The following is a 25,402-nucleotide window of genomic DNA, read 5'->3' as shown; positions in this document are numbered from 1 at the left end:
GTCAGTGCTCCTTGACCAGCTCGGCGTACGGGCCCCCGGCGGCGACCAGGTCCTCGTGCCGGCCGCGTTCGACGACCACCCCGTGGTCGAGGACGACGATCTCGTCGCTGTCGCGGACCGTGCTCAGCCGGTGGGCGATGACGACGCAGGCGCAGCCGCGCCGCCGCAGGTTGTCCATGATGATCTGCTCGGTCCGGGCGTCCAGCGCGCTGGTGACCTCGTCGAGGACCAGGATGCTGGGGCGCCGGACCAGGGCGCGGGCGATCTCCAGCCGCTGCCGCTGCCCGCCGGAGAAGTTGCGGCCGTCCTGCTCGACGCGGCTGTGGATGCCGTCGGGGCGGGGGGCGATGACCTCGTCGTAGAGGGCGGCGTCCCGGAGGGCGGTGATCACCGCGTCGTCCGGGATCGACGGGTCCCACAGCGCCACGTTGTCACGGACGGTGCCCTCGAAGAGGAAGATGTCCTGGTCGACGAAGGAGACGGAGGCGGCCAGGGCGCTGCGGGAGAGGTCCTCCAGCCGCTGTCCGTCGATGCGGATGGTGCCTTCCCAGGGGCTGTAGAGCCCGGAGATCAGCCGGGAGACGGTGGACTTCCCGCTGCCGGAGCCGCCGACCAGGGCGACCTGCCGGCCGGGGCCGACGGCCAGCGAGAAGCCGGTCAGCAGCGGCTTGTCCAGCGGGCTGTAGCCGAAGGTGATCTCCTCCAGCGTCACATGCCCCTTGAGCCGGCGGGTGTCGGCGTCCGGCTCGGGGCGCGAGTAGAGGGTGTCGACGGGGAAGCTCTCGACGTCCTTGAGGCGGGCCACGTCGGCGGCGAAGTCCTGGATGCGTCCGGCGACTCCGTTGAGCCGGGTGAGGGGCGCGGTGAAGCGGGTCACCAGCGCCTGGAAGGCCACGAGCAGGCCGATGGAGATATGGCCCTCGACCGCCCGCATTCCGCCGATCCACAGGATCAGCGCGCTGTTGAGCGTGGCGAGGGTGGGGGCGACCACGGCCAGCCCGGCGCTCGGCACGCCCAGCCGCTGCTGGACCTCCAGGGTGGTGGCGTGCTGTCCGGCCCAGCGGCGGAAGTAGCCGTTCTCCCCGCCGGTGGCCTTCATCGTCTCGATGAGCTGGAGGCCGGTGTAGGAGGTGTTGGTCAGCCGCGCGGTGTCGGCGCGCAGCTTCTGGGTGTGGGTGGACCGCAGCCGGATCACGATCCGCATGGCGACGACGTTGAGCAGCGCGATGCCCACGCCGATGACGGTCAGTTGGGGGTCGTAGGTCCACAGCAGGAAGGCGTAGAGGACGACGACGATCCCGTCCACGCCCGCGGCGGCGAGGTCCCTGGCCAGGGTCTCGGCCACCGCGTCGTTGGACTGCAGCCGCTGGACCAGGTCGGCCGGGCTCCGCTGGGAGAAGAAGGTGACCGGGAGTCTGAGCAGGTGGCGCAGGAAGCGGGCGCTGGTGAGCGTGGAGGAGATGATCCGGCCGCGCAGCAGGTTGGCCTGTTGCAGCCCGGTCAGTACGGCGGTCAGCGCGACCATCGCGGCCATCGACGCGAAGAGCGGCCCCAGCAGCGAGGTCTGGTTGCCGATCAGGAACATGTCGATGTACGTCCGGCTCAGCGCGGGCACCGCGGCGCCGACCGCGACCAGCAGCAGGCTGGCGAGCAGTGCGGCCAGCAGGGTGCCGGTGGTGCCGCGCATCCGGGCGGGCACGGCGCCGAGGACGCCGGGCTTGCGGCCGCCCCTGCGGAAGGACTCGCCGGGTTCGAGGACCAGGGCGACACCGGTGAAGCTGGTGTCGAAGTCCTCCATCGCCACGAAACGACGGCCCTTGTCGGGGTCGTTGATGTGGACGCCGCGGCGTCCCATGCGGCGGCCCATGCCGTCGTAGACGACGTAGTGGTTGAACTCCCAGAACAGGATCGCCGGCCCCTGCACCTCGGCGAGGGCTGCCGGTTCCATCTGCATGCCCTTGGCCTGGAGGCCGTAACTGCGCGCCGCCTTGAGCAGGTTGCTGGCGCGCGAGCCGTCGCGGGAGACACCGCAGGCGATCCGCAGCTCTTCGAGCGGAACGTGCCGTCCGTGGTGGGCGAGCACCATGGCCAGCGAGGCCGCGCCGCACTCCACGGCCTCCATCTGGAGGACGGTGGGGGTGCGGACGGTCTTCGTCTTCCCGGTCTTCGGGGCGGGCGCGGCACGGCGGGTGCGGCGGGCGCCGGAGGCGGGTTCGGCGCGGCGGCGGCCGCGGACCGGCGGCGGCAACTGCTGCTGCGGTGCGGCGGATTCGTGCGGGGCGGTCACGGCAGCAGCCAATCGATCGGGTGCTGCGCGGCCAGGTGGACGGCGCCACTGGCCGGCGTCATGGAGTCGACGGCGTACGGCGGGCCGTCGGAGGTGGACCAGGCGTAGCCGGACTTGCTGTGCGGGGCGGCGTCGAGCTGCACCAGGACGGCGACGGGCTGGCCGTGGCGGGAGAACTCCTCACCGAGCTGGCTGCTGCCCAGGAAGGTGCCGATCCGCTGGCGGGACTGTGCCGTACGGCCGACCGCTTTGACCCGCCCGCGCAGGACGCCGTACTGCTGGGTCGGCACGGACTGGACGGTGAGGTCGACGGACGCGCCGACGGGGACGGTGGCGCCGCTCTCGGCCGGGACGTACAGGGTCGCCGTCAGGGGGTCGTCGGCCCGTGCGACGCGTTCCACGGAGGCCACATCCGCTCCGGTCGTGACGACCGAGCCGATCGTGGCGACCATCGTGGTGAGCCGGCCGGCGGCGAGCGTGCGGACGACGGTGGTGCCCTGGGCGGTGCGGACCCGCAGGACCGGGGTGTGGGCGGCCACCCGCTTGCCCTCTTCGGCGAGGACGGCGGTGACCTGGCCGGCGACGGGGCTCTGCAGGACGTAGCTGCCCTGGCCGTGGGTGAGGATTCCGGGTGCGTTCAGCGTGGACGACACGGTGCCGGTCACCGCCCATATGGAGGCGGCGGCCACGAAGAGGACCGTGACGATCAGTACGAGCCAGCCCTGGGGGCGGGCGAACCGCACCGGAAGGTCGATCTCCTCGGGCGATTGCAGCTTGGAAAGGGCCTGTTGGCGGAACTGCACGACACTCTTCCCTCAACTGCAACGTTCTGGTCGGACGGGTGGTGGCCGGTGCCCCGGGGCCCGGATGGAGTCCGGGCGGACCGGGGCAGCCGGCCCGGCATGTCGGCAAGGAGGGGGCGCCGACCTGCCGGTGTCACCGTTCAAAGCCGGCTGTGCCGCTCAGCGGCACAGAGGGGCTCAGAGACCGGCGACCAGGCCCGTGGCGGTGCCGACGACGCCCGCGGTGTCGGTGCCGGCGACGCCGTCGACCAGGCCGGTGGCGGTGCCAACGGTGCCCGAGACCGGGGCAATGCTGTCAGCAGCGCCGAGCACGCCGCCGACGAGGCCACCGGACACGTTGTCCAGGTCGCTGTCGGAGATTTCCTGCGTCTGAACCTGGGGGGTGGAGTTCATGATGATTCCCTTCGGATGAATATCTCGAAAAAACCGCGTCCGAACCGTCCGGTGGAGTGGCCCGGCCGCGGCAGCGGCAGTCGGGTTCCCGTAACCGAGAACCGGGGGGTGACTCCCGCAGTGCGAAGGATCAAAGCACGCAGGTGCGTTGCGCTGCTAATCGGGCAGCCGCAGATCCGGGCACGAGCAGGCCGTCGAAATACCTGACGTGCACGCACGTCCATGACTTGGTGGCAGCTTCTTCACATCTCCTTCGGTTTCTTTTCCGGAGGCCCGGTTGTCACACGTTCAACGAACTGGACATTCCGCCATCAAACCGCTGAGCCGCAGGTCAGCGTAGGAATGTGACACGGGAGGGCGTGTGCCGACTGCACATTCGGTGTGCAGATTCTTTGAAGACCGCCAATTTTTGCGGCACCTCGCCGCAGTCCGGACGGACAACTCCGACGCACCCTTCCGGCAGCGCCGCGCCAAATGTTGCCAGGGCATTAAATGTGCCCGATTCGCCCGGAGTTCTCGGGAGAAATTGGCGGCGTTGAACGCATTGAATAGACCCATCGACGCTATCCATATGCCATTTCCATGGAAACCGATCGAGTGGCCGGAGAACGGACATAACCGCATAACGGAGCACCTTCGGACCCGTCGGTAATGGGCGATTGGCACCGGCGCCCCGGCGACCCGGCACACCCCGGTGGCAGCCGCTCACCCCGTGGGGCACCGTGAGAGGACCGCTGCGGGGCCGGCGCCCCGGGAAGGAGCCGTACGTGGAGCCCGTCGAGGCGCTGGCGCGGATCGCCTTCCTGCTGGAGCGGCAAGGGGCCGTGACCTACCGCGTCCAGGCGTTCCGTACGGCCGCCGCGGTGATCGGCGCACTGCCCGCCGACGAGGTGGCCCGCCGCGCCCGGAACGGTTCCCTGGGACGTCTCAAAGGGCTGGGCCCCAAGACCACCCGGGTGATCGAGGAGGCGCTCGCGGGCACGCCGCCCGCGTACCTGACGCACCTGGAGGAGGAGGCGGGGGGCCCGCTGGTCGACGGGGACCAGGGGCAGCGGCTGCGCCGGGCCCTGCGCGGCGACTGCCATCTGCACTCGGACTGGTCGGACGGCGGCAGCCCGGTCGAGGAGATGGCACGGGCCGCCCGCGGCCTCGGACACGCCTGGTGCGCCCTGACCGACCACTCCCCCCGGCTCACCGTCGCCCGCGGGCTGACCGCCGAACGGCTGCGCCGGCAGCTGTCGCTGGTGGCGGAGGTCAACGAACGGCTGGCCCCGTTCCGGCTGCTGACCGGGATCGAGTGCGACATCCTCGACGACGGCTCGCTCGACCAGGAGCCGGAACTGCTGGAGCGGCTCGACGTGGTGGTCGCCTCGGTGCACTCGAAGCTGCGGATGGAGAAGGCGCCGATGACCCGGCGGCTGCTGGCCGCGGTCCGCAATCCGCTGGTGGACGTGCTCGGGCACTGCACCGGGCGGCAGATCACCGGCAAACCCCGCCCGGAGTCGCAGTTCGACGCCGCCGAGGTGTTCGCGGCCTGCGCCGAGCATCACACCGCGGTCGAGATCAACTGCCGCCCCGACCGCTTCGATCCCCCACGCCGGCTGCTCCGTCAGGCACTGGCGGCCGGAACCCTCTTCGCCATCGACAGCGACGCCCACGCCCCGGGCCAACTGGACTGGCAGATCTACGGCTGCGCCCGCGCCGAGGAGTGCGGCGTCCCGCCGGAGCGGATCATCAACACCTGGACGGAGCGCCAGGTGGCCACCTGGACCCGGACGGGCCGGACCCCGCACGGCTGACCGCGCACGGCACCGTAATTCCCGCCCTCCGCGGGACCGGCGTTGCTAGGCTCGCCGCCTTATGGACATACGTACGGAATCCGGGATGGTCCCCGTCCCGCCGGGGCGGGTGACGCTGACGGACCGGCGGACGCGGCGCAGTTGGCCGGTCGAGCTGGCCCCGTACCGGCTCGCGTCCGTCCCAGTCACCCAGGAGCGGTACGCAGAGGTCACCGGCGAGCGGCCGGGCGACGCACACGGCGACCGGCTGCCCGTCGAGGGCGTCTCGTGGTGGGACGCGGTCCGGTTCTGCAACGCCCTGTCCGTGCGGGAGGGGCTGACGCCCGCCTACCGCGTACAGCCCGACGCCGAGCGGGCCGAGTGGGACACCGCCGCCGACGGCTACCGGCTGCCGACCGAGGCCGAGTGGGAGCACGCCTGCCGTGCCGGTACGACGGAGGCCCGGTACGGGCCGCTGGACGAGATCGCCTGGCACCGCGGCAACGCGCGGGAGCGGCTGCACGAGGTGGCCGGCAGACAGCCCAACGCCTGGGGCCTGTACGACATGCTGGGCAATGTGTGGGAGTGGTGCTGGGACCTCTACGACGCGGAGGTCTACGGCAGCTACCGGGTGCTGCGCGGCGGCGGCTGGTTCGACGAGCACTGGAGCTGCCGGGCCTCGGTACGCCGGCGCAGCCATCCGACCCTCCGGATCGACGACGTGGGCTTCCGCCTCGCGCGCTCCCTCTGACGGCGCCGGGGCGGGGCTCCTGGCGCGTCGTCAGGCGGTGTGGGGCGCGGGGGCCGGGGTGCCGGGGGCGGCGGGGGTGAGACGCAGCGCCACCACGTACGCGACGACCACGGCCACGATCACCAGCGGCATCACGGTCAGCCCGCTCTTCCCGAGCAGCAGCGTGGCCAGCAGCACCGAGGTCATCGGAAGCCGGAGCATCGCCACACACATCGCGCCCACGCCCATCGCGAAGCCCGCGGTGAGCGACAGTCCGGGCACGTGGGACAGCGCGACACCGCCCGCGGCGCCGAGGAACAGCGCGGGGAAGATGGGGCCGCCGCGGAAGGCGCTCAGCGACGCGCAGTACGCCAGGCCCTTGCACAGGATGAGGAGCAGCAGCGCGCCCACGGTGTAGCCGGCGCTGTCCCGGAACAGCGCCCCCAGCGCCGACTGTCCCGAATAGAGCATCTCGGAGGCGGGCTTGCCGGTGAGCCCGGCGAACGCCACCGCCAGCGCGCCCACCACCAGGCCCATCAGCATCGTGGCCGGGACCCGGTGCCGGACGACATGGCCCTTGAGGAACCGCGCGAGGCGCAGCACCCCGGGCCCGGCGCACCCGGCGAGCAGCCCGATGACCAGGGCCCAGCCGAACTCCGGGACGGTCGGCCCGGCGGCCCGGGGGATGTCGTGCAGCGCGAGCGAGTACGTACCGAGCCCGGTCCAGTCCCCCAGCCCGGTGAAGATCAGCGCCCCGAGTCCGGACGCCAGCAGGCCGGGCACCAGCACCACGCCCAGCATCGGACCGCCCAGCCCCGACACCTCCATCAGCAGGAACGCGCCCAGCAGCGGGGAGCCGAGCAGGGCGCTGACCGCGGCGAAGCTGCCGGCCGCGCCCACCGCGGCGGCCGCCTGCTCGGGCAGGCCCCGGTTCAGCAGCCGTACGGCGCCCACGGCCAGACCGCCGCCGAGGGCGATGAGCGGCGCCTCGGGGCCGAGCACCACGCCGAAGCTGAGGGAGGTCAGGGCCGCGAGGACGACCCCGGGGAGCGCGGAGAGCGGGGGCGCGCCCCGGAGCGCCAGCCCGTCGGCGGGCTCATGGCCCCCGGCGCCGGGCAGATGACGCACGGTCAGCCCGACCAGGAGGCCGGCCACCAGAAGCATCGGGACCGGCCACCAGAGCGGTGTCCCGGCAAAGCCCAGCGCCCGCGGCAGATCGTGGTAGATCAGCGGTTCCAGCTCGTGGACCAGCGCGAGAAAGCCGAACGCGACGGCGCACACCGGGAAGCCGATCGCCGCCGCCAGCAGCAGGAGCTTGAGATAGCCCCGGGTGCGCACCAGCGCGTAGGGGTCCTGTGGCGCGGTGGCCGACGTTCCGTCCACCGGGCCGGCCGGGCCGACCGACATGCGCCTCGCCTCCTCGGAACCGGGGCCGCGCCGGCGCCCGCCCGGGCCGCCGCCGTGACGAGCCTGCCACGGCCGGTCCGGGGCGGCACCTCGGGCGCGGCCGGGCGGGGAGCCGCGCGCGCGGGACGGTTGCCGCCCTCACCCCTGGGAGGCCGCCGCCTCCCGGAGGGCGGCGAGCACCGGGCGGAACAGCGGGTGTTCCTCGGCGCCCCGGCGTACCGCGGCGAAGACCCGGCGGGTGGGGGCCACATCGTCGACCGGGCGGACCACCACTCCCGTGAGGTCCATGTCGCGCAGCGCCGAACGGGGGACGAGCGCCACCCCCGCCGCGGCCGAGGCGAGCGCGACGACGGCGCGGAAGTCGTCGGAGGAGTGCTCCAGGCGCGGCTGGAAACCGGCGTACTCGCAGGCCAGGACGACGACGTCATGGCAGGGGTTGCCGGGGTAGGGGCCGATCCAGGGGTCGCCGGCGAGGTCGGCCACGGCCACCTGTTCCGTCCCGGCGAGGCGGTGGCCGGGCGGCAGGACCGCGTCGAACGGCTCGGCGTAGAGCGGGACCCGGGTCAGCCGCGGGTCGTCGGCGCCCGGCGCGCCCCGGTATTCGACGGCCACCGCCACATCGACCTGCCGGTCGAGGACCATCAGCAGGCTGGCGTCCCCCTCGGCGTCCTGGACGCGGACCCGGATGCCGGGCGCGGTGCGGGCGAGGGCGGTGAGCGCGGGCGCGACGACCAGGCCGATGCCGGTGGCGAAGGCCGCGACGGTCACCGTGCCCGCCTCGCCCGAACCGTAGGCGGCGAGCTCGGACTCGGCGCGCTCCAGCTGTGCCAGGACGGCGTTGGCGTGGGTGAGCAGGATGTCGCCCGCGGCGGTCAGCCGGACGCCGCGGGCGCTGCGCTCCACCAGACGGTGGCCGGTCTCCTGTTCCAGGGCGGCCAGCTGCTGGGAGACCGCCGAGGGGGTGAGGTAGAGCGCGGCGGCCGCGGCGGTGACCGTGCGGTGGTCGGCCACCGCACGGAGGATGTGCAGCCGTCGTGCTTCGATCATGCATCCAGTCTCGCAGGACCGGACGGCGGGCGGTGTCAGCCCGCGAGGGCGGCCCGCGCGCCGACGAAGGCGTCGACCGCGCGGTTGACGTCCTCGGTGGAGTGGGCGGCGGACAGCTGGACGCGGATGCGCGCCTGGCCCTGCGGGACCACGGGGTAGGAGAAGCCGATGACGTAGACGCCGCGCTCCAGGAGCAGCTCCGCCATCCGGGCCGCCTCGGCCGCGTCACCGATCATGACGGGGGCGATGGCGTGGTCGCCGGGCAGGATGTCGAAGCCCTCCTCGGCCATCCGCGAGCGGAACAGCGCGGTGTTGGCGTTGAGCTGCTCGCGCAGGTCACCGGCCGACTCCAGCAGGTCGAGGACCTTCAGCGAGGCCGCGGCGATCACCGGGGCGAGCGAGTTGGAGAAGAGGTACGGGCGGGAACGCTGGCGCAGCAGGGCGACGATCTCGGCGCGGGCCGCGACATAGCCGCCGGAGGCGCCGCCGAGGGCCTTGCCGAGGGTGCCGGTGATGATGTCGACCCGGTCCATCACCCCGTGCAGCTCGGGGGTGCCGCGCCCGCCGGCGCCGACGAAGCCGACCGCGTGCGAGTCGTCGACCATCACCATGGCGCCGTAGCGGTCGGCAAGGTCGCAGATCTCGCGCAGCGGCGCCACATAGCCGTCCATCGAGAAGACGCCGTCGGTGACGACCAGCGTGCGGCCGGTGCCGCCTGCGGTCGCCTCCTTCAACTGGCGCTCCAGGTCGGCCAGATCGCGGTTGGCGTAGCGGTAGCGGCGGGCCTTGCACAGCCGGATGCCGTCGATGATGGAGGCGTGGTTGAGGGCGTCGGAGATCACCGCGTCGTCCGGGCCGAGCAGGGTCTCGAAGACACCGCCGTTGGCGTCGAAGCAGGACGAGTAGAGGATGGTGTCCTCCTGGCCCAGGAAGCCGGAGATCCGCTGCTCCAGCTCCTTGTGGACCTCCTGGGTGCCGCAGATGAAGCGGACCGAGGCGAGGCCGTAGCCCCAGCGGTCGAGCGCCTCGTGCGCGGCGGCGACGACCTCGGGGTGGTCGGCCAGGCCGAGGTAGTTGTTGGCGCAGAAGTTGAGGACCTCGCCGGGGTTGCCTCCGGCGGTGACGGCGACGGTGGCGGACTGCGGGGTGCCGATGACGCGCTCGGGCTTGTGCAGCCCGGCGGCGCGGATCTCTTCGAGGGTGTCGCGCAGTTCGTTGCGTACGGAATCGAGCATGAAGGTCTCCTGAGGGTGCGTGAGCGGGTGGGCCGAAGGGGCGCGCCGGTCTCTCGACACCGGCCTGTGCGCCCCGGAGGCGAACCGAGCCGGAGGTTCAGACGGTCCAGTCGAGGATGATCTTGCCGCTGCGGCCGCTGGCGGCGTCGTCGAAGGCGGCGTCGAAGTCCTGGTAGGCGTAGCGGCCGGTGATCACGGGCGAGAGGTCGAGACCGCCTTCGAGCAGCACGGACATCGCGTACCAGGTCTCGAACATCTCCCGGCCGTAGATGCCCTTGATCGTGATCATGGAGGTGACGATCCGGGACCAGTCGACGGGGAACTGTTCGGCCGGCAGGCCGAGCATCGCGATCCGGCCACCGTGCGTCATGTTGGTGATCATGTCGCGCATCGCCTCGGGCCGCCCGGACATCTCCAGCCCGATGTCGAAGCCCTCGCGCAGGCCCAGTTCGCGCTGACCGTCGGCGATGGTCGCCTCGCCGACGTTGAGGGCCAGGCTGACGCCGACCTTGCGGGCCAGGGCGAGGCGCTCCTCGCTGACGTCCGTGATCATGACGTTGCGGGCTCCGGCGTGCCGGGCGACGGCCGCGGCCATGATGCCGATCGGCCCCGCGCCGGTGATCAGCACATCCTCGCCGACCAGCGGGAACGACAGCGCGGTGTGCACGGCGTTGCCGAACGGGTCGAAGACGGCGGCGATGTCGAGGTCCACCGGGACGCGGTGCACCCAGACGTTGGAGGCGGGCAGCGCGACGTACTCGGCGAAGGCACCGTCCCGGCCGACGCCGAGGCCGACGGTGGCGCGGCACAGATGGCGGCGGCCGGCCAGACAGTTGCGGCACTTGCCGCAGACCAGATGGCCCTCACCGCTGACCAGGTCGCCGGCCTTGACGTCGGCCACGTCGCGGCCGGTTTCCACCACCTCGCCGACGAATTCGTGGCCGAGGGTCAGCGGGGTGTTCACGGCCTGCTGGGCCCAGCCGTCCCACGCCCGGATGTGCAGATCCGTACCGCAGATGCCGGTGCGCAGCACCTTGATCAGCACATCTCCGGGGCCGATGGCCGGCTCCGGCACGTCCATGAGCCAGAGACCCGGCTCCGTCTTCTGCTTGACCAGTGCCTTCACCGCTGTGGCTCCCGTACGTGCGTGTGACCTGCCGGGGGCCCGCGCCGGCCGCCCGATCTTCCTCAGGAAATCTTCCGTACCTCGGCCGCGCGGTCCATCGAGGATTTCTTAAGCGCGGCCACAGCTGCCCTTTACGCCCCGTGTCCACCGGGATTCCGGGCCCTCTCCCCCGGGACGTGAGGCTGGTCATGCCGCACCGGACAGCGGCACCCGGCCGGGCCGCCGGACGGGCGGTGCGGGGCGGGTGCCGGGGGCTTCCGCGCCGCCGGGGCGCTCGGGCGGGCCCGGGAGTGTAAACGTTCGCCCCCGCAAGCGTCGGAATTCATCACAGCTTGAGTGGCCGTGAGACCGGGGTGCGCGGGGCTACGTAGGACTGGGTGTGCACCAACACACGGGTGCTGACGCGACGCACCGCGGTCTCCCGTGTGCCTCGTTCCTGTGCGTCCCTGGAGGTCAGTGAATTGAGCCACCGACATGTGAACAAGCGCCTGCGGACCGGCGCCATCGCCACCGCCGGTGTGGCCGCCGTCGCGGCCGCAGCGATCCTGCTCCCCAATGCCAACGCGAGCACGGACCAGCCGGCGGCCCTCAAGACGTTCAGCGCCCACTCCGCCACGCAGATGGCGACATCCCTGAAGGCGGACCTCGAGGACAACGGCGCGGGCTGGTATCTGGACAGTTCCAAGGGCCACCTGGTCATGAACGTCCTGTCCGAGGAGGACGCCGAGAACGTCCGGGCCAAGGGCGCCGTCGCCAAGGTCGTCCACAACAGCATGACCGCGCTGAAGTCCGGTACCAGGAGCCTGCGCGAGTCCGCCGCGGTGCCCGGCACCGCCTGGTCGATCGACCCGAAGACCAACAAGATCGTGGTGACCGCCGACAGAACGGTCACCGGCGCAAAGATGGCCACCCTGACCAAGGCCACGGACGGTATGGGCACGGGCATGGTGACCGTCAAGCGGTCACAGGGTGAGTTCAAGCGGTTCGACGGCGGGGACGCGGGAGGCGCGGCCGGCAGCGCCGCGGGCGGTGCGGGAGACGCGGCGGGTGGCGCGGGAGACGCCGCAGGAGGTGCCGGAGACGCCGCGGGTGGCGCCGGAGATGCCGCAGGTGGCGCGGGAGACGCCGCGGGTGGCGCGGGAGACGCCGCGGGTGGCGCCGGAGATGCCGCAGGTGGCGCGGGAGACGCCGCAGGAGGTGCCGGAGACGGTGGTGGCGGTGCCGGGGGCGGCGGGCAGGCCGCCGGGCCGGTCGGCGGCAGTGCCATCTTCGGTGGCAACGCCCGCTGCTCGCTGGGCTTCAACGTCACGGTCAAGGGCGCACCGGCCTTCCTGACGGCCGGTCACTGCGGCAACGACTCCAAGACCTGGACGGCGGACCAGGGCGGCGGCCAGCCGCTCGGCACGGTGGCCGACTCCAAGTTCCCGAAGACCGACTTCGCGCTGGTCACCTACGACGACACCGCCGCCAAGCCACAGAGCGCGGTGGACCTGGGCAACGGCAGCACCCAGGAGATCACCAAGGCCGCCGAGGCCGCCGTCGGCATGAAGGTGCAGCGCTCGGGCAGCACCACCGGCCTGCACGACGGCACGGTCACCGGCCTCGACGCCACGGTGAACTACGGCAACGGCGACATCGTCAACGGCCTCATACAGACGGATGTCTGCGCGGAGCCCGGCGACAGCGGCGGCGCGATGTTCTCCGACGACTCGGCGGTCGGGCTGACCTCCGGCGGCAGCGGCGACTGCACCGCCGGCGGCGAGACCTTCTTCCAGCCGGTCACCGACGCGCTGAAGGCCACGGGCGCGGAGATCGGCGCCGGGGGCGGTGACAACGGCGGCGGCAACGCGGCCGGTGGCGGTAACGCGGCCGGCGGCAGCGACAACGCGGCCGGCGGCGGCAACGGTGCGGGCAACGGCGGCGCGGGAAACGCCGGTGCCGGCAACGCGGGGGCCGGGAACGCCGGCGCGGGAGCGGGCGACCCGGGTGCGGGCGCCGAGGACCCCGGTACCGGAGCGCAGGACCCCGGTGCCGGAGCGGAGGACCCGGGCGCGGGTGCCCAGGACCCCGGCGCGGCCGGCGGTGACGCGCTGAACTGACGGACCGCAGCCAACTGCGCGACCGGCCCCGCCCCTTCGGACGACGAGGGAGTGCGGGGCCGGTGAGCGTACGGCCCCCTGAGTGTGGCGGAACCATAGCGACCGCCCGCGGAGCGGTGTCAGAATACCGGCCCTACTCCGACCCTTACTCAGGGGCGTCATGGCGTCGAACGAACTCGATTCCACTATCCCCGTCTTCCGCGGAGCCGGGCATCTGCTGCGTCTGATAGCAGATCTGGTGCGCAGGCCCCGGCGCCGGGAGTGCCCGGAGCCGGTGCGGCACCGCGGAGTGGCCCAGGGGCGCGAGGGCCTGCCGGTGATCTGTCTGGTCAGCGGGGACGACCACACCCAACTCGCCCGGGGCCTCAGCTCCTTCCTCAGCCACGCCGACCCCCGGCGGGTCCCGCACGCTCTGCACGACCTCCGGGCCGGCTCACCGCCCCCGGCCCCGGATTCCGTCGAGGCGGCGCGCCTCGCCCTGGAGCAGCTCGCGCAGGGCTTCGCCCGCAGCGTCCACGGCAGCGACGGACGGGTCCGCTTCCGCCGGTTCGGCCTGGTCAACTGGCTGACCCAGGCCGGGGCGGCCGGCGGCTCCGCGTACCCCGGCGGGGTGGAGGGCAACGACCACACCCTGCTGCACGGGCTGCGCGAGCGGGAGTTCCGGCGCCGGCGGCTGTTCGGGCTGCTGCGGTCCCCGGAGACCGAACTCGCCGTGGACGGCGCCGTGCCGTGGTGGGTGTGGCTGTTCGCCGTCCATGTCTTCCCGCTCGCCTGGTTCCGGGTCCGCCGCGGGCTCGGCCGCGAGTACCGCTGGCTGCTCAACCAGCCCTATCTCGCGCCGCGCGACCCGGGCACCTTCCTCGGCTTCGCCGAGCGGCTGACCGCGCCCCACCACCAGGTCGAAGACCCGGAACAGTTACGCAAGCTGATGGTCAACGCCTTCCTGGAGGACCTGCGGGTCGCGTTCCGCCGCCGCATCTGGCGCCCCCGTACGGCCCGGCGCACCGCGTACTGTGTGGCGCTGCTCGACGGGGCGGACGCCGGCAACCACGGCTATCCGCTGCTGCAGACCATCATCGACGTACGCAACGAGACGGGCGCCTTCGACCCGCTGCTGATCATCAGCTGCGGCGCCGAGCCGCCCGCCGACGGCACCGGCATCCGGGCCGACTGGGGCCACAGCTCCCTGTGGGAGCCGGCCGACCGGCTCTACGGCGGCTGGCGGGACACCTTTCTGCACCAGGGCCGGGCCCGTAACCGCGCGCCCTGGTATCTGCCGGTCAGCGTTCCGCGGCTGCTGCCGCCGTCCGACGAGAGCTATGAGCTGACCCGGCGGCTGGAGGTCGCCCAGGACGCCCGGCTGCGGATTCCCGAACCCCCGTTGTGGGCCCGCCGGGTGGTGTCGGTGGCGGCGGCGTGCGGTGTCGTCGTCGGGCTGCTGGGGGCGGGCGGGCTGGTGCTGGGCCGGGAGAGCGGCTACCGGCAGGCGCACTGCGGTCTGCACCGCTTCGAGGACGACGCGGACACCCTGCGCACCGCGGAGACCGGGGAGTGCATCGGGGTGGCACGGCACGGGTTCACCTTCCACTCCCCCGACCCGCTGCTCAACAAGACCCTCCGGACCATCCACGCCCAGAACGCCCGCGCCGAGGAGCTCCATCGCGCGGCGCCGGAGCGCCCGTTCGTCACCCTCGTCCATCTGTCGGCGCTGCTCAGCGTCTCGGGGAAGTCCACCGGGCAGCTCGCCTACGGGCGCGAGGCGCTCCAGGGCGCGGCGAGCGCACAGTCCCGGCAGCTGCGCAGCTCCGGCGCCGCGGAGCCGATCCTGCGCCTGTTCCCCGCCAACGCCGGGTCGGGCATGCGCTTCGGCACCCGGGTGGTGGACATCCTGGAGGGGCTCAAGCGGCAGGACGCGTCCCTGGTCGGGGTCACCGGACTCGACCAGAGCCGGGAGGCCACCAACCGGACGATCCGCAGACTGACCGCGGCGGGGCTGCCGATGGTGGCCACCACGCTGTCGGCGGACTCACTGGTACGGCAGTCCCCGATGTACTTCCAGGTGTCGCCGCAGAACTCCCGGGAGGCGGCGGTCGCCGCGGCGTACGCCGATCACGTCGTGGGACACGACCGGCGCAGGCCGGTCCGGCAGGTCCGGATCGTCGGCTCCGCCGATCCCAGCGACACCTACAGCAAGACCCTCAGCGAGGATGTCGCCCGGCGCTTCCGTGCCCGCGGGTTCACGGTCGAGAAGACCTTCTTCACGCCGCCCCCGCCGCCGGGCGCGGAGCCCTCGTCGGACGCCCCCGGTCCCGGGACGGTCGGGCAGCGGAGCTGTTCCTACCCGGGCGTGGTGTTCTTCGCGGGGCGCTCGGAGGACTTCGAGTCGCTGCTCGGCGGCATCAACGAGTCCTGCAACTCGGACCCGCCCGCGCTCCTCGGCGGCGACGACGTGGCCCGGCTGGCCGCCGACGCGGAGCGACGGCAGCACTACCCCGGTATCCCGTACGACTTCCTCGACTTCACGCTGGGCTCGGCGCGCTGCGACGACACCAGCGAGCTGTACACGGAGCTGAGCCGGCTGTTCCCCGAGGAGTGCGCCCAGGTCGCGAACTCCTCGCTGGACGGTCACGCGGCACTCGGTTTCGACGCCGTCAAGCTGTACGTCAACGCCGTCAAGCAACTGCGCGAGGACGCCACGCAGATGCCGTTGACCCCGCCCGCCGTCTGGCATGCGATCAGCGGTGTCCACGGGAACGAGGCGCTCGACGGGGAGAGCGGCATCATCAGCTTCGGCGGCGACGTGGACCGCCAGGTCCCGTTGGACAAGCTGCTGTCCGTTCAGCACATCGACGGCGCGGGCCGGCCCACCCAGGCGGGGTTCTGCGGCCGGGTCGGCGGACAGAAGCAGTCGTCGTGGTGTCCGCCGCTGGAGGCGGAGCAGGGCCGGTGACGGAGGCGCCGCGGCGGGACCGGGCGGCCGCCGGGTCAGACCGAGGTGACGGTGAACAGGCCGCCGTCGGGGTCGCGGATGACGGCCTGGCTGCCCTCGCCGTCCGCGGTCGGGGTGACGGGGGTGACGGTGCCGCCGGCGGCCACCGCGGTGGCCGTCACCTTCTCGATCTCGCGGACCGGGAAGTGGACGTGCCAGCGGGGGCGCACCCGCGGGTCCGGGGCGGACTCGACGGCGCCGCCGCGCAGGGTGGCGACGGTGTGCGTGCCGTCGCTGACGCTCACCTGGTCGTGTTCGTAGGTCACATCGCAGCCGCCGGGCTCCCCGGAGGCCCAGCCGAAGACCTCGGCGTAGAAGATGGCGGCGGCGAAGGCGTCCCGGGTGCGCAGTTCGAGGCAGGTGGGCGCGTTGCCCTGGCCGACCGACCAGGCCAGCGTCTGCCCCTCCCAGAAGCCGAAGATGGCGCCGTCGGGGTCGGCGGCGAGGGCGGCGCGTCCGGGGCCGAGCTTCAGCGGGCCGACGGCGACGGTGGCCCCGCGCTCACGGATGCTGGCGGCGGTCTCGTCGGCGTTCTCCACCGCGAAATAGGAGGTCCAGGCCACCGCGACCTGGAAGCTCTGGGCGAGGGCGCCGATACTGGCGACCGGCTGGCCGTCGGCCAGCGCGAGGCAGAACTCCTCACCGAGGCTGGCCGCGCGGAACCGCCAGCCCAGCACCGCGGAGTAGAACTCCTGCGCGGCGTCCAGATCGCGGGCCATCAGGCTGACCCAGCAGGGCGCGCCGCGTACCGCGGGGACCGGGCCGTGGGCCGACATGGCATCTGCCTCCTGTTGCTCAGCGCCCCTTCCCACCATGCCAGCGACGGGGCGGGGCCGCACCAAGGGCGCGTCGCCCGTGCGGCAGCGCAGTTGTGCCGGTCTTGATCCGGCTCGATGCTGTAGATACTGAACCGGGCTGGGTTGATGCCATGAACGCATGGAACGCGGCGGGGAACGCCGACTTCCGTGGTCCCCTCGACGTCACCAGGGCGGCCACAGTGGTTCTGGACGCCCAGGACCTGGTCATCGGCTGGAGCCCGGCGGCCCAGCACCTCCTCGGCTATCTGCCGGAGGAGATCGTCGGCAAGCCCCTGGAGACGCTGGTCCCGCCCGCCGTCCGGGGGACCGGGCCCGCGCCGGAGGACGCGCTGAGCGGCGGCCGGGAGCTCACGATGCGGCACCGCAACGGCCGGCTGGTGCGGATGGCCGCCGCGCTCTGTCCGCTCACCAAGGTGTCCGGGGGCTCCGGCGAGCGGCCGGCCCGGGTCCTGGTGGCGGCCGAACGGGAGGCCCACCGGATGTGGGAGTCCCGCCAGGCGATGCTGCACGGGCTGGCCACCCAGTCCCCGGTGGGCCTGGGCATCTATGACACCGAGCTACGGCTGACCTGGGCGAACAGCGCCTACTGCCGGGAGATCGGGCTGCCGATGCGGGAGTTCCTCGGGGCCCGTGCCGATGAGCTGTATCCGGACGGCGAGTTCCTCACCGAGGGGTATCCGCGCAGCCTCGACGCGGTGATGCACCATGTCATCGACACCGGCGAGCCGATCCTCGATCTGCACTTCGTCGGCCAGCAGCCCTCCGACCCCGGTCCCGACCACGTCTGGTCCTGCTCCTACTACCGGCTCCAGGACACCCACGGGCAGGTGCTCGGGGTGTGTGAGGACGCCTTCGACATCACCGGCCGCTACCAGGCGCAGCGCCGGCTGAACCTCCTGGTGGAGGCGGGCGCGCGGATCGGCACCACCCTCGACATGGCCGCCACCGCCCGGGAGGTCACCGAGGTGGCGGTGCCGGAGTTCGCGACCACGGTCACCGTCGACCTGATGCAGTCCGTACGGAACGGGGACGAGCCGGAACCGGCCGGCGGGACGCTGCCCACCCTCGTCCGGGTCGCCGCCCGCTCCGCCCACGACGGGCCGGACGGCCCGCCGCACGGCCCGCACCGCGTCGAGTACCCGCCCGGCTCGCTCCAGTACCGCAGCCTGTCCTCGGGCGGGATGGTGCGCGACGAGAACACCGTCGTCGTGCCCCTGCGGGCCGGCGGCACCCCCATGGGACTGGTCACCTTCCGCCGCGGCGCCCCGATGACGCCGTTCGACAAGGAGGAGATCGAACTCGCCGACGAGCTGGTCACCCGGACGGCGGTGTGCCTGGACAACGCCCGCCGCTTCACCCGGGAGCACACCGCCGCGCTGACCCTGCAGCGCAGTCTGCTGCCCCGGCATCTGTCGTCGCCGTCCGCCGTCGATCTGGCCTACCGCTATCTGCCCAGCGACGACCGGGCCGGGGTCGGCGGCGACTGGTTCGACGTCATCGGGCTCTCGGGCACCCGGGTCGGTCTGGTCGTCGGGGACGTGGTGGGCCACGGCCTCCAGGCGGCGGCGACCATGGGGCGGCTGCGGACGACGGTACGCGCGCTGGCCCGGCTGGACCTGGCGCCCGACGAGCTGCTGGGCCGGCTGGACGATCTGGTGGAGCAGACCGCCGAGGAGCAGACCGCCACGGTCGGCACGGACCTCGGCACGGACGACGAGGCCACCGGCGTGACCTGCCTGTACGCGGTCTACGACCCGGTGTCGCGGCGCTGCACCATGGCGCGGGCCGGGCATCTGCCGCCGGCCGTCGTCGACCCGGAGCGCGGTGTGTCCTTCCCGGATCTTCCGGCGGGCCCGCCCCTGGGTCTGGGGGGTCTGCCGTTCGAGTCCCTGGAGATGGAGCTGCCGGTCGGCAGTCTGCTGGCCCTGTTCACGAACGGGCTGGTGGAGGGCCGGGACCGGGACGTGGACGCGGGGATGGAGATCCTCGGCCGGGTGCTGGGCGAGCACCGCCGGCCGCTGGCCGAGCTGTGTGACCGGGCGCTGGCCGAACTGCTGCCGGACGGTCCGGCCGCCGACGACTCGGCGCTGCTGCTGGTGCGCACCCGTGAGCTGGACGCCCGGCAGGTGGCGGCCTGGGAGCTGCCCGCGGAACCGGCCGCGGTGGGCAAGGCCCGTGAGCTGGCCACCGGGCAGCTGCGGGAGTGGGGTCTGGAGGAGCTGTCCTACACCACCGAACTCGTGGTCAGCGAGCTGGTCACCAACGGCATCCGGCATGCCGCCGGGCCGCTGCATCTGCGGCTGCTGCGCGACCGCACCCTGCTGACCGAGGTCTCGGACACCGCCCACACCTCGCCCCACCTGCGGCACAGCGCCAGCGACGACGAGGGCGGCCGGGGCTTGTTCATCGTCGCGCAGCTGGTGCAGCGCTGGGGTACGCGCTACACGCCGTACGGCAAGACGATCTGGACCGAGCTGGCGTTCCCGCCGCACTATTCCGGGGCTCCGGGGCCGGCCCGCTGACCGGCCTGCGGGCGCGGTGACCAGGGCGCCACCGCCGCGGTGGCCGGGCCGGGACCGGCGTACACCGTGCGGGTGTTCGGAGGCGGTCCCATGATGGAACCAAGCGAGGTCCCGGCGACTCGGCGGGCGCGGACAGAGGAGGACCCTGTGACGAGCAATGGCAGGGAGCAGGCGGCCGAGCGGCGGCCGACTCAGCTGTACACCGGTAGCGAGCGGCCCTACGACCCGGAGGACCTGGTGAAGGCGTCCGGGCGCGAACCCACCCCCGCGAGCCTGGAATGGGCCAGGCGTCTGATCGCTGAGGAGGGACCCGGCGCCATCGAACGGTATCTGCCCTGAGCACCACCACCGGCTGAGCGGCGGCGGAGCACGCGGCGGGAGTTACGTGCCGCGCGGCGGTGTCCCTTGACGCCGGCTTCCGGGTGACGGGTGATGGGTGATGGGTGACGGGCGATTCTGCCCCGCCTCTCCGCGGTCTGCCGTCGCGCGCGCCGTAACGGGGCTTCCGGCGCCCGGAGTTGGGCGTCCCCGCGGTGCGGTCGTGCGCGAGGAACCGGTGCCACGGGCGGGAGAGCGCGGTGCCGGGCGGGCACCGCGCTCCGGGCCGGGCCGCCCGCTCACCGCGCCCCGGACAAACCCCTTGCGGCCGCCCGCGGCGCTCGGGAAGATCGCCTCGACCGCCGCCTTCCCGGACCGTTCCGGAGTGCCCGGGGAGGCCGCCTCGCTCGACGTCACGGGCTACCAGCCGCGCTGGGGCGGGCATGTCTCGCTGCGGCTGGTGATGCTGCACCTGATCCATGAGTACGCCCGCCACAACGGCCACGCGGACTTCCTCCGCGAGGCCATCGACGGCACGGTCGGCGCCTGAGCGGACCGACGGCTCCCACCCGGCCGGTGCGGGGTGGGAGCCGTCGACAACGGTCCGCGTACGGCAGGCCGCCGTCCGTCAGCCGAGTTCCAGACTGGTGACGCCGAAGGTGCGCTCCTGCTCCGCCGCCGGCACCGGGCCGGTGTACATCCGCACGGTGTGCGACCGCGGGCTCAGCCCACGGGAGGTGACCAGGGTGTGGGCGTCCTGCCGGGGACCGGGGACGTCCATGAAGAGTTCGCCGTCCGGCCCGGCGGCCGCCGCGAGGGCGTCGAAGAGCGCCTCGGCGGCCTCGGTGGTGTCGGCGAAGAGCGGGCCGATGCGGTGACCGGTGCGGGCCGGGCGGAGCACCCCGTAGCCGGCGACCGCGCCGTCGCGCAGATACGCCAGCGCGGTGTGGCCGGAAGCCGCCAGCCAGCGGCCGACGAACGCCCGGCGGTCGGCGGGGAAGCAGCGCCGGTCGTAGTCGGCGACGGCATCGAGATGCGCAGGCGTGACGGGGACGACCTCCGGCGTGGGGGTGCCGGGGCCGACGGGGCGTCCGCCGTAGCGGACGGTCTCGTGGGCGGGGGCGAACCCGGCGCGCCGGTAGGTCTCCTGCTGGGCGGGGACCGCGTCGAGCCCCACGGTGCGGACACCGGCGTGCGGGAAGGCGGCGCGCCAGGTGGCGAGGCCCAGGCCCTGACCGCGGTGGTCGGGGTGGACGAGGTAGTAGCCCAGGAACGCGTAGGCGTCCGAGTAGGTGACGACCGAGACCGCGGAGACGGTCCGTCCGCCGCGGCGTCCGATGAAGAATCCGGCGGGGTCGGTGGGGTGGAAGCAGGCGGTGTCGCCGCGTCCGGGGTTCCACTCCTCGTCGGCGGCCCACTGGGCGACCTCGTGCCAGTCGTCCAACGAGGCGGTGCTGACGACGAGTTCGCCGGTGACGGGCTGCTGATCCGGAGCGTTGCCGAGGGAGGCCATACCGGGTTTTCGTCCCTTCTGGTGGGGTCAGGAGGTGCGTGAACGGGAAGCGGGCGGGCCGGTGGTGACGGGGCGTGGGCGGGGCGGCCCCACCGGAGCGAGTGCTCCGGCGGGACCGTCCGTCGCCGTCCGTCCGGCCGGTTCTAGATCAGGTCCATGGCGGCGACCTCGTCGGGGCGGCCGTAGCTGACCGGCCCCTGGAAGCGCTGCCGGGCGGTGGCGAACCACCACACGGTGGCGATGACCAGCACCACGGCCAGCGCGATCGGCGCGTAGTTGAACGAGGCCGGGGTGATCGGGGACGCCTGCGGCAGCATGAACAGCACATTGCTGATCAGAATCCAGGTCACCGCGATCGCGGCGACGGGCTTGCCGTAGCGCCCGAGGTTCCACGGACCGGCCTGGAAGTCGGTGAGCCGCAGCCGCAGGAAGATGGGCACGGCGTAGGCGAGGAACAGCCCGACGACGTTGACGCTCACCACCGCGGTGAAGGCGGTGTGCGACCACCAGCCGGGCAGGACCAGCACCAGGGGGCAGGCCGCGGCGAGCCAGACGGCCTTGACCGGGGTACGGGTACGCGCGGACACCGAATGCCACCAACGGGAGCCGGGCATCGCGCCGTCGCGGGAGAAGGCGAAGATCTGCCGGGTATTGCTGGTCATGTTGGCGAGCCCGCAGAACAGCATGGCGCCGATAACGATCAGCAGCAGGAAGCTGGCGGTGTTTTGGCCGAGCGCGTCGACGAGAATCTGCACCGGCGGCGCCTCGGCACTCGCCGCATGTCCGTAGTCACGGATCGCATACACCAGCGCGAGCATGAGGATCAGTCCGGTGATCGCGGAGTAGCTGATCGCCCGCATGATGCCCCGGGGCGCGTTGACCGTTGCCTTCACCGTTTCTTCGGACATGTGGAAACTGCCGTCGAAGCCGGTGAAGGTCCAGCTGGTGACGAGCAGACCCAGCATTCCGCCGTAAATCGCTTGTGTGAAGCCGGTGTTGTTGGCGAAGTGCAGGGCGAACGAGGGCGGCTGATGGTGGTCGGGTATCACGGTCAGTGCACCGACGATCACCACCATGCCGATCAGCAGCCACCAGACGGAAATCCGGTTCACCACCGCGACCAGGCGCACGGTATACGTGTTGGCCAGCGCCTGGAGGAGGAGGATGGCCGCGGTGATGCCGACCGTCTGCTGCGGCCTCGCCTCGTAGGACGGCCACTGCATGGCGAGGAACGCCTGGATGAAGGTGGCGGCGGCGAAGTTGGTGGCGGCGGTGCCGCCGACCTGGCCGACGAAGTTCAGCCAGCCCGTGTACCAGGACCAGGCGCCCTGGTGGCGCTTGGCGAGCTTGCCGGCCGAGAAGTACAGCGCGCCGCTGGTCGGGTAGGCGGAGGCGATCTCGCCCATGGCGGCGCCGACGAACAGCACCATCACCGACACCCCGATCCATCCGAAGATCAGGATTCGCGGCCCGCCGGCGTTCATCCCGAAGCCGACGGAGGAGAAGATGCCGGAAATGATGTTGATGATGGTGAAGGAGATCGCGAAGTTGTCGAACGCGCGGAATCTGCGGGTGAGTTTCCGCGGATAGCCCATGGCGTGGAGAGTGGCATCGTCGTCAAGGGTGACGGGATCTGCCACGTGGGGGTTTTGCGAGCGAGCTGGTGACGTACGCTCGGACACAACCGAAACCTTTCTGGGGGGAACCGGGGGTGAATGGATCGGGCTGTTTTGTTCGCATGGATGGTGCAGAATGGATTGCCTTTTACGGCAAGAAATTCACGCCGTCACGGGACGGCCGGCACGTCAGCCGCTGTGCGGAACGGGGAGCCCGCAAGAACGCCTGGCTTTCGTCAACTGCTCCTCGGGATCACCGAATGCGCTCCAGGGCATACGCGAGGCATAGGGCCCCATCGCGGTGAAGACCTCGCGCGCCTCGAATTCACGTTTCGCCATGAACAGCGCATGCGCCAGATACGCCAGGTCCAGCACCGGCGTGAAGCGGTAACCGGCCACCTGCGGGAACCAGTTGTGGTGGATGCCCATCGCGGTGCTGATCCACTGGGGCTGCTCCCAGGTGTGGTCCGCGAGCAGCGCGGACGGGTTGTAGTCCTCGACCAGGGCCACCAGCGGCAGCAGCCGCAGCGGTGAGCCGGCCGGGGCCCGCTGGCTCAGGAACGCGGCCACGTCCCAGCTCGCGCTCGACGAACCGCCATAGCGGGTGAAGAAGAACGACAGGAAGCGGTGGTGCGCCTCGCGGTGCCAGGGGTCGAGCCGGAGGATGTGCGCGAGGAGGTACCACGGGCCGGCCGGCGCGGTCAGCAGCCCCTGCGGCGCGGGGTCCTGGGGGCGGTCGAGGCGCGTCAGCGCCAGCTGGGCCACCCACGGGGTGGGATCGTCGGGAAGCAGCTTCGCGGCCCGCTCGCAGGCCGACTGCGCTATCCGCGCCAGAGCGCCCTGCCGCCGGTCACCGGCGTCGGCCATGCGCAGGGCCCGGAGCATCGCCACCCGGGCCCAGAGCAGCGCCGCCTCCGGACCCGGCTCCTCGGCCAGCCAGCGCTCGGCGAGGTCCGAATCGGCCGCCACGGAGGCCAGTACCAGCGACCGGTGGGCCCGTACCTCGAAATCCCCCCGGGCCTCGCGCAGCACCTCGTGCGCACTCAAGTAGCGCCCGGCCCTGACGTCCATACACGCGCGCGCCAGCGCCCGGTCATCGGCCGCTGGACTCCACACGTACTGCCCCTCGAAAGAGCCGGCCGCCATGGTCCCCTCCCGGTCACGAAGGCGTCTTCCCCCACACGGCATTCCAGCTGCGCCGAATTCAGCTGGACCCCTGCCACCGGTCAAGTGACAGCGGCCACACCCTACTCATCATCAACTCATTGCGAAAACAAGCCGCCTGGAATATCTGGTTCCGCACCTTTTAGTCTCGATGAGATTGAAAAGGAAACAACTTCTCGGACCGCCCTCCAGAAGGCCTCCACTTTGCCACCCCGTTCGTCACGGGCCAGTTATTTGGCATATTCACATGTTTGCAAGGCCTCCACAAGCGGACATCATTGCCGATTACTCCTCCGTATCCCCGGTTTCCCTGGCCGGACCTCCACACGGGACCGGACGGAGCCCGTGACGCCACGAAACCCCTGACGGCGAGCCCCGCCCGGCCGGGGCCGCCCACAACTCCGCGGCTCCCCCGATCGGTTCACCGGCACCTTCCGGCCACACCGGCCGAGACCGGCACCCCACCGGGCGGCGGGCGGACCGGACCGGGCAGGCGCGCCCGGGCGCCCGGCGGCGCGGACACCGGAGCGTCAACGTTCAAGGAATTCCGGGTGCACTTGTTGAACGCGACAGCGGCCTCCGCGGCCCAACCCACCGCACCGGCCGCCGGGTTGGCGCCGCGCACCACAAATTCGGCTCAAGAGCAACCGAATTAGCGGATGCTACTTTCCGGAAGCGCGCGATCACATGTAGCGTTCATCCGGACCGGAGGCCGTGACTTCACACCACGTCATGGCTGGGTACGGGCATGGGCGCGAGCGTTCCTGCGGCTCGAAGGGAGCGATCACCCCCGCTGGGCGGACCTGCACCACAAGTGCCTGGCCGCCACCGGCCGCACCACCGGGCTGCGCCACGACCGCCGCAGAGCACTTCCGCACCTGTGCACGTCGAGCACCGCCATGTCTGTCCGTACACGCCTGCTTTGCAAGAGGAATGGGCCCAGATCATGTTTATGAACTCCTCGACGACCCCGCTTGCGCCGCGACCGGACGCCGACTCGGGCCGGCCGCACACGGCAGGGACCGGCGAAGGGCCACCCCTGGCGGTCGACCGGCTCCCCGACGGCACCTGGCAACTGACCCTGCACGACCTGGAGCCCGTGTCGGTGCACCGGCTGCCGTCGGACGAGGTCCACATCATCCTGGCGCCGCCGCGCGAGGAACCGGCCGGTGCGCCGACGGCGGGCCGGGCCCGGCCGGAGCAGATCCGGATCGACACCGCGGCCCGTACCGTCTTCGTCAGGGGCCGCCAACTCGACCTGCCCCGGCTGGAGTTCGACCTGCTGGCGCACCTCGTGCTGCACCCCCGCCGCGCCTTCACCCGGGAGCAGCTGATGGCCGCCGTCTGGCCCAGCTGCCAGTCCAGCAACCGCACGGTCGATGTCCATATCGCCCGGCTGCGCCGCCGCCTGGGGCCCGGTCTGCGCGACTCCATCAGTACGGTCTTCGGCATCGGGTACAAGCCGCGGCGAAGAAGCCCGCGAAGAAGGCGGCCGCCAAGTGAGTGCTCCGCAGGTGGTCGTCCACCGCGACAAGGAGCTGATGGCCAAGGCCGCGG

18 protein-coding genes and 1 pseudogene are annotated in these 25,402 nt (G+C 72.2%); 8 read left to right on the top strand and 11 right to left on the bottom strand.

The window, feature by feature from the left end; genetic code table 11:
• Position 1 precedes the first annotated feature (1 nt).
• The 3 genes from ACWC9R_RS30515 to ACWC9R_RS30505 form a co-directional block, all read right to left on the bottom strand.
• The gene (locus ACWC9R_RS30515; RefSeq protein ID WP_450736334.1) at positions 2 to 2,287 is read right to left on the bottom strand and encodes an NHLP family bacteriocin export ABC transporter peptidase/permease/ATPase subunit; all 2,286 of its coding nucleotides are present in this window, start codon (positions 2,285 to 2,287) and stop codon (positions 2 to 4) included.
• Entirely contained in the window at positions 2,284 to 3,090 is an 807-nt protein-coding gene (locus ACWC9R_RS30510) for an HlyD family efflux transporter periplasmic adaptor subunit (RefSeq protein ID WP_450736332.1), read from the bottom strand. Before ACWC9R_RS30510 ends, ACWC9R_RS30515 begins: the two co-directional genes overlap by 4 nt.
• Before the next feature lie 177 nt (positions 3,091 to 3,267).
• Positions 3,268 to 3,483 (bottom strand): type A2 lantipeptide, encoded by a 216-nt coding sequence (locus tag ACWC9R_RS30505; RefSeq protein WP_450736330.1) that lies wholly within the window; start codon positions 3,481 to 3,483, stop codon positions 3,268 to 3,270.
• Positions 3,484 to 4,250: 767 nt separating this feature from the next.
• On the opposite strand from ACWC9R_RS30505, the gene ACWC9R_RS30500 reads away from it, so the two are divergent.
• The gene (locus tag ACWC9R_RS30500; RefSeq protein WP_450736328.1) at positions 4,251 to 5,282 is read left to right on the top strand and encodes a PHP domain-containing protein; all 1,032 of its coding nucleotides are present in this window, start codon (positions 4,251 to 4,253) and stop codon (positions 5,280 to 5,282) included.
• A gap of 61 nt (positions 5,283 to 5,343) precedes the next feature.
• Positions 5,344 to 6,012 carry a formylglycine-generating enzyme family protein gene (locus ACWC9R_RS30495; protein WP_450736326.1) on the top strand — a complete coding sequence of 223 codons (669 nt, stop codon included), beginning with the start codon at positions 5,344 to 5,346 and terminating at the stop codon, positions 6,010 to 6,012.
• A gap of 30 nt (positions 6,013 to 6,042) precedes the next feature.
• Here ACWC9R_RS30495 and ACWC9R_RS30490 read toward each other — a convergent pair whose 3' ends face one another.
• The 4 genes from ACWC9R_RS30490 to tdh form a co-directional block, all read right to left on the bottom strand.
• On the bottom strand, positions 6,043 to 7,398 hold the full coding sequence (locus tag ACWC9R_RS30490) for a chloride channel protein (RefSeq protein WP_450736324.1): 1,356 nt from the start codon (positions 7,396 to 7,398) through the stop codon (positions 6,043 to 6,045).
• A 138-nt stretch (positions 7,399 to 7,536) separates the two neighbouring features.
• Entirely contained in the window at positions 7,537 to 8,445 is a 909-nt protein-coding gene (locus ACWC9R_RS30485; protein ID WP_450736322.1) for a LysR family transcriptional regulator, read from the bottom strand.
• Positions 8,446 to 8,480: 35 nt separating this feature from the next.
• Positions 8,481 to 9,680 carry a glycine C-acetyltransferase gene (locus ACWC9R_RS30480; RefSeq protein ID WP_450736320.1) on the bottom strand — a complete coding sequence of 400 codons (1,200 nt, stop codon included), beginning with the start codon at positions 9,678 to 9,680 and terminating at the stop codon, positions 8,481 to 8,483.
• Positions 9,681 to 9,777: 97 nt separating this feature from the next.
• On the bottom strand, positions 9,778 to 10,806 hold the full coding sequence (tdh, locus tag ACWC9R_RS30475; protein WP_450736318.1) for an L-threonine 3-dehydrogenase: 1,029 nt from the start codon (positions 10,804 to 10,806) through the stop codon (positions 9,778 to 9,780).
• 476 nt (positions 10,807 to 11,282) lie between these two features.
• Here tdh and ACWC9R_RS30470 point away from each other — a divergent pair, with 476 nt between their 5' ends.
• Together ACWC9R_RS30470 and ACWC9R_RS30465 are read left to right on the top strand one after the other, a co-directional pair.
• Entirely contained in the window at positions 11,283 to 12,905 is a 1,623-nt protein-coding gene (locus tag ACWC9R_RS30470; RefSeq protein ID WP_450736317.1) for a S1 family peptidase, read from the top strand.
• A gap of 160 nt (positions 12,906 to 13,065) precedes the next feature.
• Positions 13,066 to 15,855, top strand: a complete 2,790-nt coding sequence (locus tag ACWC9R_RS30465) for a hypothetical protein (RefSeq protein ID WP_450736315.1) — start codon at positions 13,066 to 13,068, stop codon at positions 15,853 to 15,855.
• 35 nt (positions 15,856 to 15,890) lie between these two features.
• Here ACWC9R_RS30465 and ACWC9R_RS30460 read toward each other — a convergent pair whose 3' ends face one another.
• Entirely contained in the window at positions 15,891 to 16,670 is a 780-nt protein-coding gene (locus ACWC9R_RS30460) for a VOC family protein (protein ID WP_450736313.1), read from the bottom strand.
• Positions 16,671 to 16,822: 152 nt separating this feature from the next.
• Here ACWC9R_RS30460 and ACWC9R_RS30455 point away from each other — a divergent pair, with 152 nt between their 5' ends.
• From ACWC9R_RS30455 to ACWC9R_RS30445, 3 genes and pseudogenes are all read left to right on the top strand, one after another.
• Positions 16,823 to 19,234 (top strand): SpoIIE family protein phosphatase, encoded by a 2,412-nt coding sequence (locus ACWC9R_RS30455; protein ID WP_450736311.1) that lies wholly within the window; start codon positions 16,823 to 16,825, stop codon positions 19,232 to 19,234.
• A gap of 147 nt (positions 19,235 to 19,381) precedes the next feature.
• Positions 19,382 to 19,573, top strand: coding sequence for a hypothetical protein (locus ACWC9R_RS30450; protein WP_018091729.1), 192 nt, complete (start codon positions 19,382 to 19,384; stop codon positions 19,571 to 19,573).
• Between the two features lie 373 nt (positions 19,574 to 19,946).
• Positions 19,947 to 20,102: pseudogene (locus ACWC9R_RS30445) on the top strand (mycothiol transferase); the annotation flags it as partial.
• Between the two features lie 78 nt (positions 20,103 to 20,180).
• Here ACWC9R_RS30445 and ACWC9R_RS30440 read toward each other — a convergent pair.
• The 3 genes from ACWC9R_RS30440 to ACWC9R_RS30430 all read right to left on the bottom strand — a co-directional run bounded on the left by ACWC9R_RS30440 (position 20,181) and on the right by ACWC9R_RS30430 (position 23,827).
• Positions 20,181 to 21,065 (bottom strand): GNAT family N-acetyltransferase, encoded by an 885-nt coding sequence (locus tag ACWC9R_RS30440; RefSeq protein WP_450736309.1) that lies wholly within the window; start codon positions 21,063 to 21,065, stop codon positions 20,181 to 20,183.
• Between the two features lie 143 nt (positions 21,066 to 21,208).
• Positions 21,209 to 22,660, bottom strand: a complete 1,452-nt coding sequence (locus ACWC9R_RS30435) for an amino acid permease (RefSeq protein ID WP_450736349.1) — start codon at positions 22,658 to 22,660, stop codon at positions 21,209 to 21,211.
• Positions 22,661 to 22,870: 210 nt separating this feature from the next.
• A complete protein-coding gene (locus ACWC9R_RS30430; protein ID WP_362611456.1) occupies positions 22,871 to 23,827 on the bottom strand; it encodes a hypothetical protein in 957 nt (318 codons plus the stop codon).
• A 970-nt stretch (positions 23,828 to 24,797) separates the two neighbouring features.
• On the opposite strand from ACWC9R_RS30430, the gene ACWC9R_RS30425 reads away from it, so the two are divergent.
• The coding region (locus tag ACWC9R_RS30425; protein WP_450736307.1) for a winged helix-turn-helix domain-containing protein at positions 24,798 to 25,402 on the top strand (605 nt) is incomplete at its 3' end.

The organism is Streptomyces sp. NPDC001219 (assembly GCF_053597915.1).
The sequence above is the reverse complement of the archived record's forward strand: the minus strand, read 5'-3'. Positions and strand labels throughout refer to the sequence as shown.